The 17,186-nt window shown below is 54.6% G+C and carries 13 protein-coding genes; 1 reads left to right on the forward strand and 12 read right to left on the reverse strand.

Going from position 1 to position 17,186, the window contains the following annotated elements:
* Positions 1-56: 56 nt before the first annotated feature.
* Complete coding sequence (locus IPI63_RS05235) at positions 57-2,627, reverse strand: U32 family peptidase (RefSeq protein ID WP_292477079.1); 2,571 nt, start codon at positions 2,625-2,627, stop codon at positions 57-59.
* Between the two features lie 131 nt (positions 2,628-2,758).
* Between IPI63_RS05235 and IPI63_RS05240 the strand changes: the two genes are divergently transcribed.
* Positions 2,759-3,895: a hypothetical protein gene (locus tag IPI63_RS05240; protein WP_292477080.1), complete on the forward strand. Its 1,137-nt coding sequence runs from the start codon at positions 2,759-2,761 to the stop codon at positions 3,893-3,895.
* A gap of 73 nt (positions 3,896-3,968) precedes the next feature.
* On the opposite strand, the gene IPI63_RS05245 is transcribed toward IPI63_RS05240, so the two are convergent.
* The 11 genes from IPI63_RS05245 to IPI63_RS05295 form a co-directional block, all read right to left on the reverse strand.
* Positions 3,969-4,709, reverse strand: coding sequence for an RNA methyltransferase (locus IPI63_RS05245; RefSeq protein ID WP_292477082.1), 741 nt, complete (start codon positions 4,707-4,709; stop codon positions 3,969-3,971).
* Positions 4,710-4,742: 33 nt separating this feature from the next.
* Positions 4,743-6,167, reverse strand: a complete 1,425-nt coding sequence (locus IPI63_RS05250) for an RtcB family protein (RefSeq protein ID WP_292477083.1) — start codon at positions 6,165-6,167, stop codon at positions 4,743-4,745.
* Between the two features lie 103 nt (positions 6,168-6,270).
* Positions 6,271-6,705 (reverse strand): archease, encoded by a 435-nt coding sequence (locus tag IPI63_RS05255; protein ID WP_292477085.1) that lies wholly within the window; start codon positions 6,703-6,705, stop codon positions 6,271-6,273.
* 22 nt (positions 6,706-6,727) lie between these two features.
* Positions 6,728-7,630 carry a radical SAM protein gene (locus IPI63_RS05260; protein ID WP_366850871.1) on the reverse strand — a complete coding sequence of 301 codons (903 nt, stop codon included), beginning with the start codon at positions 7,628-7,630 and terminating at the stop codon, positions 6,728-6,730.
* 280 nt (positions 7,631-7,910) lie between these two features.
* The gene (locus IPI63_RS05265) at positions 7,911-8,861 is read right to left on the reverse strand and encodes a tetratricopeptide repeat protein (RefSeq protein WP_366850873.1); all 951 of its coding nucleotides are present in this window, start codon (positions 8,859-8,861) and stop codon (positions 7,911-7,913) included.
* Positions 8,855-10,453, reverse strand: a complete 1,599-nt coding sequence (locus IPI63_RS05270) for a tetratricopeptide repeat protein (protein WP_292477089.1) — start codon at positions 10,451-10,453, stop codon at positions 8,855-8,857. Before IPI63_RS05270 ends, IPI63_RS05265 begins: the two co-directional genes overlap by 7 nt.
* A 299-nt stretch (positions 10,454-10,752) precedes the next feature.
* Positions 10,753-11,070 (reverse strand): tetratricopeptide repeat protein, encoded by a 318-nt coding sequence (locus tag IPI63_RS05275; RefSeq protein ID WP_292477090.1) that lies wholly within the window; start codon positions 11,068-11,070, stop codon positions 10,753-10,755.
* A 12-nt stretch (positions 11,071-11,082) separates the two neighbouring features.
* Complete coding sequence (locus tag IPI63_RS05280) at positions 11,083-12,873, reverse strand: tetratricopeptide repeat protein (protein WP_292477092.1); 1,791 nt, start codon at positions 12,871-12,873, stop codon at positions 11,083-11,085.
* A gap of 70 nt (positions 12,874-12,943) precedes the next feature.
* Positions 12,944-13,126 (reverse strand): hypothetical protein, encoded by a 183-nt coding sequence (locus IPI63_RS05285; RefSeq protein ID WP_292477093.1) that lies wholly within the window; start codon positions 13,124-13,126, stop codon positions 12,944-12,946.
* 70 nt (positions 13,127-13,196) lie between these two features.
* The gene (locus IPI63_RS05290) at positions 13,197-15,722 is read right to left on the reverse strand and encodes a tetratricopeptide repeat protein (protein ID WP_292477094.1); all 2,526 of its coding nucleotides are present in this window, start codon (positions 15,720-15,722) and stop codon (positions 13,197-13,199) included.
* Positions 15,723-16,156: 434 nt separating this feature from the next.
* Entirely contained in the window at positions 16,157-17,032 is an 876-nt protein-coding gene (locus IPI63_RS05295) for a tetratricopeptide repeat protein (RefSeq protein WP_292477096.1), read from the reverse strand.
* Positions 17,033-17,186: the final 154 nt, after the last annotated feature.

Raw genomic sequence — 17,186 nt, forward strand, 5'->3', positions numbered from 1 at the left:
TGCTATCTGGGAGCTAATAGGATTTACGTCTGTTGAGGATGAATTCCTGCAGTCCTTCAGTCCTTCAACCCCCGGAGAAAGTGGCCATGGGTGATCCCTCCCAGGCTGAGGAGCCTGATCCTCTCCTTCAACTCCTGCAGCCCCGCCTCCAGGGATCCGCTCTCTGGCGAGTCTCTCTGCGGCGAGTCCCTCCTGATCGAATTGTCTGCATACCTCCCGGCAGTCAGCTCGACTGCCCGCCGGTAGGCTGCTGTTACCTCCTGAGCATACCTTCCCGTCCTTCCCCGGGCGTCCAGGATTATGCCATCCAGACCTATCCGGAAGATCTCTGGCATCTGGTCTATCAGGCAGGTCTCCATGGAGTTGAAGATGTGGGTTCTGCCCTGATCGTCCAGCCTTGCGGGAAAGATGTGCCTGGAATCCCGAAGGCCCCAGAACTCCCCGAGATCACCTCCTTGGGGAATGTGGGGGATGGAGTCCTCGGCCACCATCACCTCCAGATTTCCCTGTACCACCAGCTCCAGTGCCGGCAGGCCGCCCTGCCCAGGCAGGGCGCGGGTGGCGAAGACGGCATCCATCAGCTGGAGGCAGGATAGCTCCGAGGAGAGGGTGAGCGAGGAGAACTGGGAGGCAAGGGCCTGGACAGTCAGGTGGTTGCAGACGTTCAGCCCCAATCCACCGTAAAGCATCATTTCAGGCACCCTCTGCCGCACCGCCCAGGCCGGTCCCAGATTCTCGACCATGATCCCGTCCACCGGGACGGAGGGGAGGAGGGGCAGGACGGTATCGATAAAATCATCGCGGGTGATCTGCGGCCACTTCCAGATCAGCTCTGTCCGGCCGCATAGCTGCCTCCCCTCCTGCAGAAGGGCCCGGATCCTCTCTGCCCTCTCTATAGCATCATGCCCTGCCCGAAGGAGGGGATCGAAGTATATGCGAGAGGCCCCGCCCTCAACTGCTCCCTTCAGCGCCTCCAGGCTGTCGGCACAGACGGACAACAGGGGAGGCCTCCTCCTCCCCTCCACCCTGCCGGTCGGAGGGCTGAACCTCTGGAGGCGATCCCTCGCCTCCTGGATCTGCTCTGGGGCCGGCCGGCGCCCCTCCAGCACTGCCCTCTCCAGCCCGGCCAGAAGATCGCGGCGCAACTGGTTCAAGGCTCCCAGAGGGGAGAAGAGGCCTCCAGGATAGTCCATATTCACCCTTCTTATCACAAATGGGGTGCCTCCTGTCCTTCTCATCTGGGTCTCGATCTGTTCAGGGGTCAGGGGCCGGTTCAGAGCCTTTTGCATTCTGCTCTCCCCCCGGGCGGCCGCCATCAGGCCGTTATCCAGCCGCCCCTGGGCCAGGACATATCCATCCTCCCAGGTGAGGGTGATATCCACCGGGATGGGCGGCCTCTCCTGCGCTAGGATCTCCTCTGCCCTCCTGGCCAGAGCAGTGCTGCTGGTCAGATAGACCTCAGCCCCCGACGGGACCTCATATCCAGTCCTCAGACAGAGCAGGCCGTCCCTCTCAACAGCCCTCTGCACCGTCAGCCCCCTCTCCAGGCCCGGGGACCGGAAGACCAGCCCATCCCCCCTCTGCGGCAGAAGCGGGCTGCAGAGGCGAACCCCTGCCTCTGATCTGCGGGGGTCATACCAGGCCACCCTGCCCATCAGCACTCCTCGATTATCCGGCATCTCCCGGCCCATGACATCCCTGCCTCCCAGGAGATGGCCTTCTGTGAAGTCGCGGTTGAATGCCAGGGCCAGATCTCTCTCCTCCTCCGGGGAGAATGACCAGGTGCCCGAGGCAATGGCATCCAGTGCCCTGCGGTAGATGCTGGTGACGATGGCCACATACTGGGGGGACTTCATCCTCCCCTCGATCTTCAGGGAGTGGACGGGAGAGCTTACGATCCGGTCCAGATGGCGGTAGACGGAGAGGTCGCGGGTGGATAGGATGAAGCTCTCCTGCCCTGAGACTGCCTGGAGGCTTGAGGGGCGGCCGTACTCGTCCGCCGGGCCGTGAAGCAGAAGGTAGGGTTTGCGGCAGGGCTGAGCGCACATCCCCCGGTTGCCGCTCCGCCCGCCGATGGCCGAGGAGAGGAGACACTGCCCGGAGTATGAATAGCAGAGCGCCCCGTGAACGAAGACCTCCAGCCCCAGCCCGGCCCTCTCGGCTTCAGGCCCCCAGGCCCGGATCTCCTCCAAATTCACCTCTCTGGCCAGGACCACCCTCTTGAAGCCCAATTGAGCGGCACAGAGAGCTCCGGGGAGATTGTGGATGGTCATCTGGGTGGAGGCATGCCTCTCCAGGCCGGCCACCAGATGTCCGGCCAGGGCTGCTGCCCCCAGATCCTGGAGGAGAATGGCATCTGCGCCCAGCTCGTACAACTGGAGGAGGTACTCCCCCAGGTCGGGGAGCTCATCCTCCCTGATCAGGGTGTTGACGGTGACATACACCCTCACCCCTCGCAGATGAGCATAATCTATGGCCTGAGCCAGGTCGGCATGATCGAAGTTTGCGGCGAATCTTCTTGCTCCAAATCTCCTGCCGCCCAGGTAGACAGCATCTGCGCCTGCTGCTATGGCTGCGTGCAGAGCCTCTAGCGATCCGGCAGGGGCGAGGAGTTCAGGCAGTCTCATCAATATCAGTCAGCATGGTTGTGCCTCGCTTAGTTCATAAGCCCTCTCCTGCTGGAGGGGCCTGTCATTCCCCTCGATTTCATTGGCTGCCCAAAGAGGGAGTGAGGGGGGATGAGGAGGAGTGAAGGAGGATGAGAGGGATGAGGAGGATGAAGAGGATGAGGAGGATGAGGTGGAGTGAAGGAGGGGTGAGGTGGCAGGAGGCTATTTATCTGATGAGCTACATTTTTAATGTTCTGGTGGATGTGATGGATCATTCTCGCGCAATGATGATTTTGATAGTCCTTTTATTCCTCTCCGCCAGCGGGGAGGCATTGAGGACATTTTCTGGAGATGTGGTGGCCATTGACAGTCCGGTAGAGGATGATGTCTTTGCCGCGGGCAATATCGTGAGCATCAACGCCCCTGTGGACTCGCTGGTGGCAGCAGGGAGCACAGTGAATATCAATGCCCCGGTGAAAGGAGATGTCATCGCTGCAGGCAGCCAGGTCTCTGTGAGCTCTGATGTGGGCGGAAAGGTGGTGGCGGCTGGGGGGACGGTCAATCTGGGCGGTGATATCGGCACCAATCTGGTGGCCGCCGGCGGCCAGGTGAGCATTCTGCCAGGAAGGACAGTGGCCAGGGATGCCCTGATCAGCAGCGGCGCTGCTCTCAACTCCGGCCGGGTCAATGGCACATTGACTGTTCATGCCGGCAGTTTCAACAACACCGGATCTGCGGGAAAGGTCGACTTCTATAAGATAGAAAAGAAAGAGGATATGGCCCCGGCCAGAGAGGAGAGGTGGGGTGGTTTTGATCTGCTCAACCTGATGATCATCATCGGATACCTCATTTTAGGTTTGATCCTGGTGAAGTATCTGTCCCCCCTCTTCCGGATGGTGGATGAGGAGATCCGCACCTCCACCCTTCTTAAGACTGGTCTGGGGTTCATCGTCGTCATCGCCTCGTTCATCGCCCTCTTGCTGGTGGCTGTCACTGTTGTGGGGCTGCCGATAGCACTGTTATCCACCTTCCTGATGATCGCCGCCCTGATGAGCAGTGGGATGTTCGTCTCCTACAGCCTGGGCAGGTGGATCTGTATGAAGGGCAATCTGAGACAGGGAGATCTGGTCTGCTTCGCCATCGGATTTGTGCTATTAAATCTCCTCTTCCCGATCCCCTACCTGGGCGGCCTGGTGTCCATTGTGTCCATGGGCCTGGGCTTTGCCGGACTTCTGTACGCCCTCCGCCGCCTGATCATGGCTGCAAGCAATAGAGCAGCACTGTGATAAGTAATAAGAAAAGAAGGGATCGCCTCTTCTCCGGCCACCTTTTTTTCCCGCCGGCCAGAATCAGTCCTTTTTAATCTCGATCTGAGCCCTTCTGGCCATGGCTTACCCTCCAGCGGATCTTTTTTATGATCCCGAGAAGGGCTCGAGCCTCCCTCTCCGTCAGCTCTGCCCGGCCGAAGATCCGCCGCAGCATGAGCAGAGCAAAGTCCTTCTTATGCTCAGGATATGCAATATCCGCAAGAAGATCTCCTGCCCTCTCCTGCAATAGCTTCAACGTCTCTTTTCTGGCCATCTGCACACAGTCCGGGCTATTGCCTCCAATCCGGGAGAGCTCATAGAACAGGATAGCTGCCGAATGGGAGAGGTTCATCACTGGATATTCCTCCGAGGTGGGAATGGAGACGATCATATCGCACAGGGAGATTTCATTGCTGTTCAGGCCGCAGTCCTCCCTCCCCAGGAGCAGGGCTACTGTCCCCTCCTTATCCCGGAGCTTTTCTGCTAGACCAGCCGGGGTCAGGCAGGGCACCCTCAGGTGCAGCCGCAGGTGGTGCTGCTCATGCTCCAGCCTCTTGCCAGTGGTGCCCACCACCAGGTTCGCCCCCTCCAGGGCCTCGGCCAGGGTGGAGAAGTTTCTGGACATCTGCAGGACATCCCGGGCATGGGAGGCCATGGCACAGCCGAAGTCTTCGATCCTGCAGGGGTTGACCAGGGCCAGATCACGAAAGCCGAAGTTCTTCATCGCCCGGGCCACAGAGCCCACATTGCCCTCGTAGAGGGGCTCGACCAGGACCACACGCAGATCCATCATCCATCCTCTATCATTGCCTCCTAATCCTGTATCCTATCCCTTACAGACGCCCAGGGGGGACAGCCTGGCTACCTTGATGGCTATTCCCAGGTCATGGACCACATCCACCACCTCGCTGGACGGCTTGTAGACCTGAGGGGCCTCCTCGGCCAGCATCCCAGAGGAGGTGGCCCGGACGGCGATCCCCTCTCTGTCCAGGGCGGCCTTCACCTCTTTGCCTGTGAACTGCTTTAGGGCCTGGCTCCTGCTCATCACCCTCCCTGCGCCATGGCAGGCGGAGCCGAATGTCAGCTCCAGGGATTTGTCCTGGCCGCAGAGCACATATGAGGACGTGGCCATGCTCCCCGGGATGAGCACCGGCTGGCCAATGCCGGCATAGGCAGCGGGGACCTCCTCTCTCGAGGGGCCGAAGGCGCGGGTGGCACCCTTGCGGTGCACATAGAGCCTCTCCTTCTTCCCCTCCACCTGATGCTCCTCGATCTTGGCCACATTATGGGCCACATCGTAGAGCAGCGGCAGTTGGGAGCCGGGGAAGTAGCGGTCGAAGACCTCCCTCGTCCAGTGGGCGATGATATGCCGGTTGGTCCAGGCATAGTTGGCGGCGCAGACCATAGCCCCGAAGTAGCTCTCTGCCTCCGGACTGCCCAGGGGAGCACAGGCCAGTTGTCTGTCCGGTATATCGATGCCGTACCTTCGCACTGCTTTGGAGAGGACATTCAGATGATCAGTGCAGATCTGGTGGCCAGCTCCCCGGGAGCCGGTGTGAATCATCACTGTGATCTGCCCCTCGAAGAGGCCGAATCTCTTTGCCGCCTCTTGGTCGTAGATCTCATCCACCCTCTGAATCTCCAGGAAGTGGTTGCCGCTGCCTAGGGTTCCCAACTGCGGTCGGCCCCGTTTCCTCGCTTTGACCCCCACCTGGGAGGGGTCAGCTCCAGACATACAGCCGCTCTCCTCGCAGTGCACCAGGTCTGCCTCCACCCCATAGCCCTCCTCTAACGCCCACTCTGCTCCCCGGAGGAAGGTCTCTGTCAATTGCTGATCGGTGATATGCAGCCTGCCTGTAGATCCCAGGCCCGAGGGCACCGCCTGAAAGAGGGCATCTACGAGGGTGTTGATGAGCGGCTGCACTGCATCAGCTCTCAGGTCCGAGCGGAGGAGGCGCACCCCGCAATTTATGTCAAAGCCCACACCACCGGGGCTGATGACCCCCCCCTGCTCCCGGAAGGCGGCCACCCCGCCGATGGGAAAGCCATAGCCCAGATGGGCATCGGGCATGGCCATGGAGTGGCCGACGATTCCGGGAAGGGTGGCCACATTGGCCACCTGCTCGATCGTCCCCGGCTCGACCATCTCCAAGAGGCTGGAGGAGACGAAGATTCTGCCCGCCACCCTCATCCCCGGCCGGTAGCCTATGGGAACCTCGTAAATGTTATCACTGATCTTCTCAATTTCCATATCTCACACCTCCAAAATCATCATATCAGAGAATCATCATCCGCAGATCGTATCGATCCGTAGATCATGTCGATCCGCAGATCATATCGATACCAGGGAATCCTCAGACATCCAGCACAACCTGAATGCACCACAGCTCATTCTTCACGATGGCGAACTTATGCCAGGTGACCGCCTTGACCTCAGACCGAAAGAGGTGCCTCTCAAGGTCCATTCGCTCTCCGCCTATCTCTGCCCTGAGCTTCCACCCCCTTCCCTCTTCACCCTCCTGCAGCACCACCTGAAAGGTGGAGAAGACTGCGGACTCGGTCTCGAAGAGAAAGACGATCTCAGAGAGCCACTGGTAGGCCAGATCCTCCAGCTCCTCCGCCTCCAGCTCCACCGGCCAGACCTCCTGGACGGTCACCTGCTCCGGTGAGATCATGGCTCCAAAGAGGGCAGAGGCGGCATTGGAGAGCATCTCTTCCCTGGTAGTGCCATAGGCGCGGAATTTGATATCAGCAGTATGCTCCAGATACTGGAAAGGAATCATATGCATTCTATTTAGGAGCCGCAGGCATTTAAAGGATTGTTATTCCCCGGACCAGCCCTGCTCTTTGGGCCAGGTCTATGGCCCGGGCATACTCCTGCGCAGCCAGGGGGCGGTCGAGTTCGGGGTAACGGCAGGCATTGTACTCCGGGCGGTACTGGGCCATCACATTGAGGTAGGTGTTCACAGATATCTCCTGAGAGATGAAGCGGACCACCTCCTCAGTGCCGGCAGCGCCTGCGGGCAGGACCAGGTGGCGGACTAAAAGCCCCCGCAGGGCAATGCCCTCCTCATCCATCTCCAGGTCTCCCACCTGGCGGTGCATCTCTTTGAGGGCCGCCTTCATGATTGCTGTGTAGCCTGGGGCCTCAGAGTACCTCTGGGCGGGGCCATCCTGGCCGTATTTGGCATCGGGCATATAGATATCGATGATACCATCGAGGAGGCGCAGCGTCTCCACTGAGTCATAGCCGCCGCTATTGTAGACCAGGGGGACGGAGAGGCCCCCCTCCCGCGCCAGGAGCAGGGCCTCCAGGATCTGGGGGACGACGTGGGTGGGGGTGACGAGGTTGATGTTATGGCAGCCGCCATCCTGCAGGACGAGCATCATCTTCGCCATCTCCTCTGCCTCCACCTCCCGGCCGGCGCCCATTTGACTGATATCCCAGTTCTGACAGAAGACGCATGCCAGGTTGCAGCCGGAGAAGAAGATGGTGCCGGAGCCCGCGCGCCCCACCAGGGGCGGCTCCTCCCCGAAGTGGGGGGCGAAGCTGGCCACCCGGGCCCGCCTGCCTGTGCGGCAGAAGCCCCACTCATCATCCAGCCGGTTCACCTGGCAGCGGCGGGGGCAGATCCGGCAGGACTCAAGATGGGCCAAAGCGGTGCTGGCACGCTCTTCAAGGATCTTTGGGGGCATAATATTGTAGGCAGCCATATTGATGATATATGAGGCTGGATCTTTGATGAGCCTTTCGGCGGCAATCACATCCCTGGAATCAGCAGAGGCACCTCCGGGCTCGATGGCCAGGTGATTGCTCTCAAGCAGCCGTTTTTCGCCGGGACAGAAAACTATATATATCGACAATAGTCTATATAGATTCAGGTGAAAGTCGATAGAGTTTTTCTCCCCCTCCTTTACCCTTCGACTTTCCCCACTTCTATTCACCCTGACCCAAGGTAAGGGGTTTGTGATTCCTGATTCGCCATCATCTCCATCAATGCCATGATCTGCTGTATCCCAGCTCCAGTGCTCGCTTATATGCTGCTTCTGCTTCAGCGTTGCGATGAAGCATCCTCAGGGCGCTGGCCTTGCTGTACCAGGCATATTCATCTTCAGGATCAATCCCGATGGCCTCATCATATGCCCTTATGGCCTCATCGTACCTGCCCAGGCTGCAGAGAGCATTGCCTTTATCGTACCATGCCCAGGCGAATTCAGGATCAATTCTGATCGCCCCGTCAAGGGCCTTGATGGCTTCATCGTACTTGCCCAGGTCATAGAGCGCCGCACCTTTATTGTACCATGTTCTGGCGCGTTCAGGATCAATTTTGATAGCCTGATCAAAAGCCATGATGGCCTCATCATACTTGCCCAGTTTGCCGAGAGTTGAGCCTTTATTGTCCCATGCCAAGGCCAATTCAGGATCAATTCTGACGGCTTCGTCATAAGCTCTGACAGCCTCATTGTACTTGCCCAGGCTGTGGAGAACATTGCCTTTATTGTACCATGTCCCGGCAAATTCAGGATCGATTACGATGGCCTCATCATATGCCCTTATGGCCTCATCGTACCTGCCTTGGCCGCTGAGAGCCGAGCCTTTATTGTACCATGCTTTGGTGTATCCAGGATCAATTCTGATAGCCTCATCATATGCCCTTATGGCCTCGTCGTACTTGCCCTGGCGACTGAGAGCATTGCCTTTATTATTCTGTGTATTGGCATTTTCAGGATCAAGTCTGATGGCCTCATCAAATGCTTTTATGGCCTCATCGTACCTGCCCAGGTCGCTGAGAGCCGAGCCTTTATTGAACCATGAGTCGGCCAATTCAGGATCAATTGCGATGGCCTGGTCATAAGCCCCGATGGCCTCATCATACTTGCCCAGCTCGCTGAGAATATTGCCTTTATTACTCCATGCCGCGGCAAATTCAGGATCAATTACGATGGCTGGTCATAAGCCCCGATGGCCTCGTCGTACTTGCCCTGGTTACTGAGAGTATTGCCTTTATTGTACCATGCCAAGGCCAATTCAGGATCAATTACGATGGCCTGGTTATAAGCCCTGATGGCCTCATCATACTTGCCCAGACTATCGAGAGTCGAGCCTTTATTGCTCCATGCCGCGGCCAATTCAGGATCAAGTCTGATGGCCTCGTCATAAGCCCTCATGGCCTCGTCGTACTTGCCCAGGCCATAGAGAGCCAAGCCTTTACTGTTCCATACCTCGGCAAATTCAGGATCGATTCTGATGGCCTCATCATATGCCTTTATGGCCTCATCGTATCTACCCAAGCTATAAAGAGCCCAACCTTTATTGCTCCATGCCTCGATCGATTCAGGATCAATTTTGATAGCCTGATCAAAAGCCATGATGGCCTCATCATACTTGCCCAGGCTGTTGAGAGCCCAGCCTTTACCTAACCATGCCGCGGCATCTTCGGGAGCAAGTCTGATGGCCTCATCATATGTCTTTATGGCCTCATCATACTTGCCCAGGCTACCGAAAGCTAAGCCTTTACCGAACCATGCCCAGGCAAATTCAGGATCAATTCTGATGGCCTCGTCGTAAGCCTTTAGGGCCTCATCGTACCTGCCCAGATTGCTGAGAGCCCAGCCTTTATTGAACCAAGGATTGACATCTTCTGGATTAATTCTGATGGCCCCGTCGTAAGCTTCGATGGACTCATTGTACTTGCCCAGATCGCTGAGAGCCCAGCCTTTATTGAACCAAGGATTGATATCTTCTGGATTAATTCTGATGGCCTGGTCATAAGCCCCGATGGCCTCATCATGCTTGCCCAGGCCATAGAGAGCCATGCCTTTGTTGTTCCATGCCGCGGCCAATTCCGGATCAATTCTGATAGCCTGGTCAAAAGCCATGATGGCCTTATCATACTTGCCCAGGATGTTGAAAGCATTGCCTTTATTGCTCCATGCTGCGGCATTTTCAGGATCAAGTCTGATGGCCTCGTCGTAAGCCCTTATGGCCTCATCGTACCTGTCCAAATTTTTGAGAGTATTGCCTTTATTGTACCATGTCAAGGCAAATTCAGGATCAATTACGATGGCCTGGTCAAAAGTCCTGATGGCCTCATCGTACTTGCCCAGGCTATCGAGAGCATTGCCTTTATTGTTCCATGCCGCGGCCAATTCGGGATCAATTCCGATGGTCTTGTCAAAAGCCTCAATAGCCTCATCATACTTTCCCAGGCTATCGAGAGCATTGCCTTTATTATTCCATGCCCCGACATTTTCAGGATCGATTCTGATGGCCTCGTCATATGCCTTTATGGCCTCATCGTACCTGCCCAGGCTGCAGAGAGTATTGCCTTTATTGTACCATGTCCCGGCATCTTCAAGATCAAGTCTGATGGCCTCATAGTAAGTCCCGATGGCCTCATCGTACCTGCCCAGGCTGTAGAGAGCCCAGCCTTTATCTGCTATAGCCCCCTCCGATGCGATGCCCTGATAGGATACAGCATTCAGCGAGACCAGCATCAGCAACATAAATCCAAATATAGTCAGTCCTTGAGTCAAGCAATCCCTCCTGATGCTCTCTTACAGTCTCTTAAAATAAAGCCTTTTGGCCACTGAGATATATGACAACTAACTCGCATTGTTAGTGCCCCGGCATCAGCATCCTCATCGGACGGCAGACGCCAACGAGTTTTCAACCATCCACTCCTGTATCCATGTGATTCGAGGGCACAGCTAATTTAAGCTTTCCGCCAATCTAGCCCAAAATAAGATATCGGGTGTCTGGATATCTAATATCGTATCAAGAGACTCATGGGATCCGACCTGTTGCGTCAATCCAGAGTTGCGATGAGGCACCCTCAAGGCACTGACTTTACTGTAGTGCTAGGCATATCCGTCTTGAGATCGATTCTGATGGCCTTATAATAAGCCTTTGCGGCCTCATCATACTTGCCCAGGCTATCGAGAGCCAGGCCTTTGTTGCCCCATGCCACGGCCAATTCAGGATCAAGTCTGATGGCCTCGTCGTAAGCCCTTATGGCTTCATCGTACCTGCCCAGGCTATCAAGAGCCACGCCTTTATTGTACCATGCCCTGGAGAGTTCAGGATCGATTCTGATGGCCTCGTCATAGGCCTTTATAGCCTCATCGTACTTGCCCAGGCTACCGAGAGCCAAGCCTTTATTGCTTCATGCCGCGGCCAATTCAGGATCAATTCTGATGGCTTCGTCGTAAGCCCTTATGGCCTCATCATACTTGCCCATGTTATCGAGAGCAGAGCCTTTGTTGTACCATGCATTGGCGTATTCAGGATCAAGTCTGATGGCCTCGTCATAAGCCCTTATGGCCTCATCGTACTTGCCCTGGCTATAGAGAGCATTGCCTTTGTTGTTCCATGCGTTGGCATCTTCAGGATCAAGTCTGATGGCCTCGTCAAAAGCCTTTATGGCCTCATCGTATTTGCCCAGGCCATAGAGAGCCATACCTTTATTGTCCCATGCCCCGGCCAATTCAGGCTCAAGTCTGATGGCCTCGTCATAAGCCCTTATGGCCTCATCATACTTGCCCAGGCCATAGAGAGCATTGCCTTTATTGCTCCATGCCCAGGCATGTTCAGGATCAAGTCTGATAGCCTCGTCAAAAGCCTTTATGGCCTCATCATACTTGCCCAGGCCATAGAGAGCATTGCCTTTATTGCTCCATGCCCAGGCATCTTCAGGATCAATTCTGATGGCCTCGTCAAAAGCCTTTATGGCCTCATCGTATTTGCCCAGTATACCGAGAGCTGAGCCTTTATTGTTCCATGCGTTGGCGTATTCAGGATCGATTCTGATGGCCTCGTCAAAAGCCCTTATGGCCTCATCGTACTTGCTCAGGATATCGAGAACCACGCCTTTATTGTTCCACGCCTCGGCATCTTCAGGATCAAGTCTGATGGCCTCGTCAAAAGCTCCTATGGCATCATCGTACTTGCCCAGACTACGGAGAGCAATGCCTTTATTGTTCCACGCCTCGGCATATTCAGGATCAAGTCTGATGGCCTCGTCAAAAGCTCCTATGGCATCATCGTACTTGCCCAGGCTGCAGAGAGCCACGCCTTTATTGTTCCACGCCTCGGCATCTTCAAGATCAAGTCTGATGGCCTCGTCAAAAGCTCCTATGGCATCATCGTACTTGCCCAGGCTACAGAGAGCAATGCCTTTATTGTTCCATGCCGCGGCATATTCAGGATCAAGTCTGATGGCCTCGTCGTAAGCCCTGATGGCCTCATCGTACTTGCCCAGGCTTTTGAGAGCAATGCCTTTATTGTTCCATGCCGCGGCATATTCAGGATCAAGTCTGATGGCCTCGTCATAAGCCCTTATGGCCTCATCGTACTTGCCCAGGTTATCGAGAGCATTGCCTTTATTGTTCCATGCCGCGGCATATTCAGGATCAAGTCTGATGGCCTCGTCATAAGCCCTTATGGCCTCATCGTACTTGCCCAGGTTACCGAGAGCAATGCCCTTATTGTTCCATGCCGCGGCATATTCAGGATCAAGTCTGATGGCCTCGTCATAAGCCCTTATGGCCTCATCATACTTGCCCAGGCTTTTGAGAGCCAAGCCTTTATTGCTCCATGCCCAGGCAAATTCAGGATCAATTCTGATGGCCTCGTCATAAGCTCTTATGGCCTCATCGTACTTGCCCAGGCTTTTGAGAGCCAAGCCTTTGTTGTACCGTGCCTCGGCATCTTCAGGATCAAGTCTGATGGCTTCGTCATAAGCCCTGATGGCCTCATCATACTTGCCCAGGCTATCGAGAGCCGAGCCTTTACCGAACCATGCCTCGGCATCTTCAGGATCAAGTCTGATGGCCTCATCATAAGCCCTGATGGCCTCATCGTACTTGCCCTGGTTATAGAGAGCCAAGCCTTTATCAGCTATAGCTACCTCCAATGCGATGCCCTGATAGGATACAGCATTAACCGATATCAGCATCAATAACATAGATCCAAATATACTCAGTCCTCGGGTCAAGCAATTCCTCCTGATATATCATTATCGTCTCTTACAGAAAAGTCTTTTGAGCCACAGGGACTACGGCAACCACATCCTTGAAATCGGCAGAGGCACATCCGGGCTCAAGGGCCTGGTGGCTGCTCTCCTGCAGCTGATCTTTGCTGGGAGAGAGGAATATATACACATATCGACAGCAGTCTATGTAAAAGAAGCGAAAGTCGGTAGGGCCCATCCTCCCTCCTTTGCCCTTCGACTCTCCCCACTTCTATTCGCCCTGGCCTGGGGGAAGAGATTTGCGATTACTAATTCGCCGTCATCTCCATCAATGTCATGGTTCCGTTATATCCCAGCTCCCGTGCTCGCTTATATGCTGCTTCTGCTTCAGAGTTGCGATGAAGCATCCTCAGGGCATTGGCCTTATTGTACCAGGCATATTCATCTTCAGGATCATCCTTGATTATGGCATCATAGTATTTTATGGCAGCAAGATACCTGCCGGCATCATAGTGGGAGTTGCCCTTCCTTAGCCTGTTTTCGGAATAATCCTCGCTCAGCTCAGCCGCCCGGTTATAGCTCTTGATAGCCTCTTCATATCTTCCCAGCTCATCGAGAGCATTGCCTTTATTGTTCCACACCCCGGCAAATTCAGGATCAAGTCTGATGGCCTCATCATATGCCTTTATGGCCTCATCGTACCTGCCCTGGTTATAGAGAGCCGAGCCTTTACCAAACCATGCCCCGGCAAATTCAGGATCAATTCTGATGGCCTCGTCAAAAGCTCTTATGGCATCATCGTACTTGCCCAAGCTACCGAGAGCCAAGCCTTTACCGAACCATGCCAAGGCAAATTCAGGATCAATTCTGATGACCTCGTTAAAAGGTCCTATGGCCTCATCGTACTTGCCCTGGCTATAGAGAGCCGAGCCTTTACCGAACCATGCCAAGGCATATTCAGGATCAAGTCTGATGGCCTCGTCATAAGCCCTGATAGCCTCATCATGCTTGCCCAGGCTATCGAGAGCCAAGCCTTTGTTGTACCATGCCGCGGCGTATTCGGGATCAAGTCTGATGGCCTCGTCATAAGCCGTAATGGCCTCATCATGCTTGCCCAGGCTATCGAGAGCATTGCCTTTATTGTTCCATGCCGCGGCATCTTCGGGATCAAGTCTGATGGCCTCGTCATAAGCCGTAATGGCCTCATCGTACTTGCCCTGGTTATAGAGAACCACGCCTTTATTGTTCCATGCCGCGGCATCTTCGGGATCAAGTCTGATGGCCTCGTCATAAGCCCTTATGGCCTCATCATAATTGCCCAGGTTACCGAGAGCTGAGCCTTTATTGCTCCATGCCCAGGCATATTCAGGATCAATTCTGATCGCCTCGTCGTAAGCCCTGATGGCCTCATCATACTTACCCAGGCTTTTGAGAGCCAAGCCTTTGTTGTTCCATGCCACGGCCAATTCAGGATCAAGTCTGATGGCCTCGTCGTATGCCTTTATGGCTTCATCATACTTGCCTAGGTTACCGAGAGCCAAGCCTTTGTTGTACCATACCGCGGCATCTTCAGGATCAAGTCTGATGGCCTCGTCATAAGCCTTTATGGCCTCATCGTACCTGCCCTGGTTATAGAGAGCAGAACCTTTGTTGTTCCATGCCACGACCAATTCAGGATCAAGTCTGATGGCCTCGTCAAAAGCTCCTATGGCCTCATCATACTTGCCCAGGCTTTCAAGAACATTGCCTTTACTGAACCATGCCGTGGCCAAATCAGGATCAAGTCTGATGGCCTCGTCGTAAGCCTTTATCGCCTCATCATACTTGCCCAGGTTACCTAGAGCATTGCCTTTACCGAACCATGCCCAGGCCAATTCAGGATCAAGTCTGATGGCCTCGTCAAAAGCCCTGATGGCCTCATCGTACCTGCCCAGGTTACCGAGAGCAGAGCCTTTATTGTTCCATGCCGCGGCATCTTCAGGATCAAGTCTGATGGTCTCGTCAAAAGCTCCTATGGCATCATCGTACTTGCCCAGGCTACAGAGAGCAATGCCTTTATTGTTCCATGCCCCGGCATCTTCAGGATCGATTCTAATGGCCTCGTCAAAAGCTCCTATGGCATCATCGTACTTGCCCAGGTTTTTGAGAGCAATGCCTTTGTTGTTCCATGCCGCGGCATCTTCAGGATCAATTCTGATGGCCTCATCATATGCCTTTATGGCCTCATCGTACTTGCCCAGGCTACAGAGAGCCACGCCTTTATTGTACCATGCCCTGGCGAGTTCAGGATCGATTCTGATGGCCTCGTCATAAGCCCTTATGGCCTCATCGTACCTGCCCAGGCTACCGAGAGCCCAGCCTTTATTGTGCCATGCCTCAGCGAGTTCAGGATCGATTCTGATGGCCTCATCATATGCCTTTATGGCCTCATCGTACCTGCCCAGGCTACCGAGAGCAGAGCCTTTATTGTTCCATGCCCAGGCCAATTCAGGATCAAGCCTGATGGCCTCGTCGTAAGCCCTGATGGCCTCATCATACTTGCCCAGGCTATAGAGAGCCACGCCTTTGTTGCTCCATGCCGCGGCCAATTCAGGATCAAGTCTGATGGCCTCGTCGTAAGCCCTTATGGCCTCATCGTACCTGCCCTGGTTATAGAAAGCCAAGCCTTTATTGAACCATGCCTCGGCATATTCAGGGTCAATTCTGATGGCCTCATCATAAGCCCTTGTGGCCTCATCGTACCTGCCCTGGTTATAGAGGGTCAAGCCTTTATCAGCTATAGCCCCCTCCGATGCAATGCCCTGATAGGATACAGCATTAAGCGAGATCAGCATCAATAACATAAATCCAAATATATTCAGTCCTCGGGTCAAGCAATCCCTCTTGATATAACATTATCGTCTCTTACAGAAAAGTCTTTTGAGCCACAGGGACTACGGCAACCACATCCTTGAAATCGGCAGAGGCACCTCCGGGCTCAAGGGCCTGGTGGCTGCTCTCCTGCAGCTGGTCTTTGCTGGGAGAGGACCATATACACATATCGACAGCAGTCTATGTAAAAGAAGCGAAAGTCGGTAGGGCTTCTCCCCCTCCTTTGCCCTTCGACTCTCCCCTCTTCTATTCGCCCTGGCCTGGGAGAAGAGATTTGCGATTACTAATTCGCCGTCATCTCCATCAATGTCATGGTTCCGTTATATCCCAGCTCCCGTGGCGCTTATATGCTGCTTCTGCTTCAGAGTTGCGATGAAGCATCCTCAGGGCATCAGCCTTATTGTACCATATTCATCTCAGGATCAAGTCTGATGGCCTCTTCAAAAGCCCTGAAGGCCTCATCGTACTTGCCCAGGTTTTTGAGAGCCGAACCTTTATTGTACCATGCCCAGACATATTCAGGATCAAGTCTGATGGCCTCATCATATGCCCTTATGGCCTCATCGTATTTGCCCTGCTTACTGAGAGCCCGGCCTTTATTGCTCCATGCCCCAGCCAATTCAGGATCAAGTCTGATGGCCTCGTCATATGCTCTTATGGCCTCATCGTACTTGCCCTGATCACTGAGAGCCCGGCCTTTATTGCTCCATGCCCGGGCAAATTCAGGATCAATTCTGATGACCTCGTCATATGCATTTATGGCCTCGTCATGCTTGCCCTGTGTATCGAGAGTATTGCCTTTATTGTACCATGCTCCGGCATCTTCAGGATCAATTCTGATGGCCTCATCATATGCCTTTATGGCCTCATCGTACCTGCCCTGACCATAGAGGGCACAACCTTTATTGCTCCATGCCCAGGCATATTCAGGGTCGATTCTGATAGCTTCGCCACAAGCCCTTATGGCCTCATCGTACTTGCCCAGACTACAGAGAGCAATGCCTTTATTGTTCCATGACCAGGCAAACTCAGGATCGATTCTGATGGCCTCGTCATATGCCTTTATGGCCTCATCGTACTTGCCCATTCCATGAAGGGCCGAGCCTTTATCGTTCCATGCCCAAGCATCTTCAGGATTAATTCTGATGGCCTCGTCAAAAACCTCCATGGCCTCATCATACCTGCCCTGGTTATAGAGGGCCAAGCCTTTATCAGCTATAGCTCCCTCCGATGCGATGCCCTGATAGGATACAGCATTAAGCGAGATCAGCATCAATAACATAAATCCAAATATATTCAGTCCTCGGGTCAAGCAATCCCTCCCGATGCTCTCTTACAGTCTCTTAAAATAAAGCCTTCTATCCACTGGGATGTATGCCAGCTAAATGGCATTATTAGTGCTTCGGCATCGGCATCCCCATCGGGCG

It is taken from the genome of Methanothrix sp. (assembly GCF_016706325.1).
Taxonomy (GTDB): Archaea; Halobacteriota; Methanosarcinia; order Methanotrichales; family Methanotrichaceae; genus Methanothrix.

Excerpts from the sequence above, each read along its gene's own strand:
- IPI63_RS05235 (WP_292477079.1), bottom strand. The coding sequence starts at position 2,627 with ATGAGACTGCCTGAACTCCTCGCCCCTGCCGGATCGCTAGAGGCTCTG.
- IPI63_RS05240 (WP_292477080.1), top strand. The coding sequence starts at position 2,759 with ATGAGAGGGATGAGGAGGATGAAGAGGATGAGGAGGATGAGGTGGAGT.
- IPI63_RS05245 (WP_292477082.1), bottom strand. The coding sequence starts at position 4,709 with ATGATGGATCTGCGTGTGGTCCTGGTCGAGCCCCTCTACGAGGGCAAT.
- IPI63_RS05250 (WP_292477083.1), bottom strand. The coding sequence starts at position 6,167 with ATGGAAATTGAGAAGATCAGTGATAACATTTACGAGGTTCCCATAGGC.
- IPI63_RS05255 (WP_292477085.1), bottom strand. The coding sequence starts at position 6,705 with ATGCATATGATTCCTTTCCAGTATCTGGAGCATACTGCTGATATCAAA.
- IPI63_RS05260 (WP_366850871.1), bottom strand. The coding sequence starts at position 7,630 with ATGGCTGCCTACAATATTATGCCCCCAAAGATCCTTGAAGAGCGTGCC.
- IPI63_RS05280 (WP_292477092.1), bottom strand. The coding sequence starts at position 12,873 with ATGCTGATATCGGTTAATGCTGTATCCTATCAGGGCATCGCATTGGAG.
- IPI63_RS05285 (WP_292477093.1), bottom strand. The coding sequence starts at position 13,126 with ATGGGCCCTACCGACTTTCGCTTCTTTTACATAGACTGCTGTCGATAT.
- IPI63_RS05290 (WP_292477094.1), bottom strand. The coding sequence starts at position 15,722 with ATGCTGATCTCGCTTAATGCTGTATCCTATCAGGGCATTGCATCGGAG.
- IPI63_RS05295 (WP_292477096.1), bottom strand. The coding sequence starts at position 17,032 with ATGCTGATCTCGCTTAATGCTGTATCCTATCAGGGCATCGCATCGGAG.